The sequence below is a fragment of the Rhodococcus sp. BL-253-APC-6A1W genome (assembly GCF_012843405.1).
Lineage (GTDB): Bacteria > Actinomycetota > Actinomycetes > Mycobacteriales > Mycobacteriaceae > Rhodococcus.
Genome location: NZ_JABAFB010000027.1, coordinates 1 through 3,168, shown reverse-complemented (window position 1 = coordinate 3,168; position 3,168 = coordinate 1). Strand labels below are relative to the sequence as shown.

Here is a 3,168-nt window from a genome sequence, read left to right as displayed (position 1 = left end):
TTATCCGGCCCTCAGGGTCGGATCAACCCCTGATTGCCGATTTGGGTCAGCGGTCGAGCCGCTGCAGGTGGTCGGTCAACGCGTCAGCGACGCGATGGTGACGGGCCGCTTCATCGGGCCATCCTCGGTCGCGGGCATCGACCTCGAGTGCCTCGACGTCGGTGCGTTGCGCCTCGAGCGCGTCGCGGAACTCCGGTCCGGTGACGAAGTTGTCGCAGGTCTCGCAGATGTTGGCATAGGGACACGCACCCGCGCTCTCGTGACGGGAACAGTAGCCATGAGCAACACGAGTTTTGAGCATCTCGCTGCCAAGCCAAATCACGGCATCGGGGACGATCGGTTTGCCAACCGGGGTGAGAGTGAACCGCCGCCGCATCTTGCCCATCGCCTGGTCGTAGGCATCACGCAACGTCGGTGAAGCCAAAGTGGCGTAACGCAAAGTCATTTGCGGGGTGACGTGCCCGAGCAACGCCATCAACGCCTGCAGGCTCATCCCGGCGTTCGCGAGTTCGGTAGCCCACGTATGCCGCAGCTGATGCGGGGTCACCACCAACGGCGCACCCCCGGCCCCACGCAGTCCGCAAGTCTCGACGGCAGCGATCAGTCCGTTGCGCAGCCGGGTCTGGCTGAGACGGCGACCGTGCGCGACGAACAGGAAATCGGTCAATGCTCCGGTGCGGGGGTGCGGCAGCGGCCGGCAGATACCACGCCCGGTGGTCCACTCGTCCAACGCGGCGATGGTGGCGACCGAGAGCGGGACCATGCGTTCGGTGGCGAGCTTGCCCAACGGAACCTTCAACCAGGTGCCGGCGGGACCGTAGTCGATGACGCTGCCAAGTTCGAGGTCGAGTAGCTCCCCGACCCGCAGACCAGCTCCGCGGAGCACGGTCAGCCCGATACGAGCGAACGAATCATCCAGCCCAGAGACCGCATTCATCACTGCAACATCGATGTCGGGCGGCAGGGCCCGCGGAAGCGGTTGATCGAGTTTGGGGACGTCGACGGCGAAAACCAGACGGCGCGGTGGGGCCTGCTCCCAACCCCATTCGGTGATGTCGTCGAGCAGGTTGCGCACGCTCAGCACCGTCGATTGGATCACGGCCTTCGAGATGATGCGTCCGGCGCCGGAAGCGGCGCGTTGCCCACGCCAGGTGCGGGTGCGGTTCCAGACGAGGAAACCCTCGATGTGACTGCGGTCGAGATCCTCGAGGGACGTGACCTCGGGATGAGCGGTGGTGAGGTAGTCCGCGAACGGCAGCAAGTCGTTGATCAAGGATTCGACGGATTTCGGACGCAGCACCGATGCCCGGACGGTGACGTAACGCAGCAATGTTGCGCGAATCGCGTCGGCCATCGGAACCTCGGCGAAGCGTTGAGCGTAACTGCGGGCCCACCGCCGGCGCCGTGGTGGTGTGTCGACGATGCGGGCCTGAAACAGCATCTGTCGCAGCCCCGCAATCCGGTTGCGGTAGGCGCGACGAGACGTTGCCGGAATCGACTGTGTTGCAGCCAATGCAGCGTCGAATTCGTCGACGGTGCCGTCGGTGATGTCGCTGACGAGTCCGCCGTGCCAGGCGAGCAGCACCGCCAGACATTCACCCAGGACCGTCTCGATCCATTGCGGTGTCCAGCCCAAGGCCAGCCCGGCGGCCCGGACGGCGGCGAACCCGTCCGGGTCGCGGTCCTCGACGGCTCGGCCGAGACCGGTGAGGTTCTTGACGGCCGCAAGTTCGAGGTCCAGCCGCAGGTCGCCGCGTCCGATGAGGTGACACAGCAGCGGCCACGCCCCGGTGCGGCGCAGTTCGATGAGCCGTTCGGCTGCCGGTCGGGTCATCCAGTCCTGCAGGTCCGGATGCGAGGTGAGGAAGGTGGTCGCGATGAGGGTGCGAGCGCGCACCGACCTACCGCTGAGACCCAGGGCGGCAACGTGCTCGAGGTAATCGGCCAACACCGCATCCGGGTCGGCCAGCGGATCGACCATTGCGAGCGCGGGGGTGGTCATTGTCGTGTCCCGGCGAGGCTGGCGCGGGCCGCACCGTATTCGGCGGCGAGCTGCGCGACCGACAGATGCACGTATCCGGCGGTGGTTTCCGGAGACACGTGCCCCATCAACTCCCGCAGCACCATCAGATCGATTCCGGCAGAGGCCAGTTCGGTTCCGTAGGTGTGGCGCAGCCGGTGCGGACGCACCCGCGTCGCGCCGGACAGCTCCCGGTGCCGCCGGAACAGCGACCGCAGTCCGGCCTCGGTGACCGGCGACCCGTGGGTGGGGCCGCGCAGCACCACGAAACACTCTTGCGTCGCCAACCCCGGTGGCCGTTCGAGTCGCAGATAGGCCGAGAGTTCGGTGAAGAACACCGCATCGACCGGCACCACCCGCTCCTTCGAACCTTTGCCGAGCACCCGGAGTCGTCGTCGACCGAAATCGACGTCTGCCAGCCGCAGGGATCGCACCTCGGCGCTGCGCAGACCCCCGAACAGCATCGCCCACACCATCGCTCGATCCCGATGAGTGCGCAACGACGCCACGAACTGCTCCACCGCGTCGGCGTCGAGGGATTCGGGCAGCAGTCGCGGTTGGCGCACCAGCCGGCCCCCAGCCCGCGGTCGACCCGGCCCGAGATGTCCGAGCAGTCCCTGAGCCGCCGGTCGCAGGCCCTGCCCGCGCCGCGGGGTCGGCACCGGATTGTCGGCGCGCACCCCGGTCATCACCAGGTATTCGAACAACGCCCGTATCGCTGCGACCCGCCGGTTGATCGTCGACGCCGCCGTGCCTCGACCGATCTTTCTCGCCGTGCCGTGGCGGGTTTCGCGGCGCACGTCCTGCCAGTCGATCCACTCGAACACCGTCACCGGCGTCACCGCCGCCAACCCGAGGTCGCGGTCGAGAAGGAACCGGGCCAAGTTGAGCACGTCGAACGCATACGCCCGCACCGTCGCCGCGCTGAACCCGCGTCCGGCGAGATGTGTCAGGAACGCGTTCGCCGCCGCGCAGCCTTCCCACTCACCGTCGATCGCATAGCCGTCACCGCTGGCGCGCACCCGAAGAGTCATCGCCTGCTCCTTCTCGATCGAGCCGACACTGCCAGCATGCGCCCCTCATCGCCGGCGGCTCCGGACCTCACGCCGCAACCATGATCGTGTCGTGAGAGAGCCGGTTAACCGATA

At 67.2% G+C, this 3,168-nt stretch carries 2 protein-coding genes; both read right to left on the bottom strand.

The genetic code is table 11. The features are described from left to right. Positions 1-46 precede the first annotated feature (46 nt). Positions 47-2,002, bottom strand: coding sequence for a tyrosine-type recombinase/integrase (locus HF877_RS21055; RefSeq protein ID WP_240952875.1), 1,956 nt, complete (start codon positions 2,000-2,002; stop codon positions 47-49). After that, a complete protein-coding gene (locus HF877_RS21050; RefSeq protein ID WP_169623144.1) occupies positions 1,999-3,054 on the bottom strand; it encodes a tyrosine-type recombinase/integrase in 1,056 nt (351 codons plus the stop codon). Before HF877_RS21050 ends, HF877_RS21055 begins: the two co-directional genes overlap by 4 nt. Positions 3,055-3,168 lie beyond the last annotated feature (114 nt).

Excerpts from the sequence above, each read along its gene's own strand:
- HF877_RS21055 (WP_240952875.1), bottom strand. The coding sequence starts at position 2,002 with ATGACCACCCCCGCGCTCGCAATGGTCGATCCGCTGGCCGACCCGGAT.
- HF877_RS21050 (WP_169623144.1), bottom strand. The coding sequence starts at position 3,054 with ATGACTCTTCGGGTGCGCGCCAGCGGTGACGGCTATGCGATCGACGGT.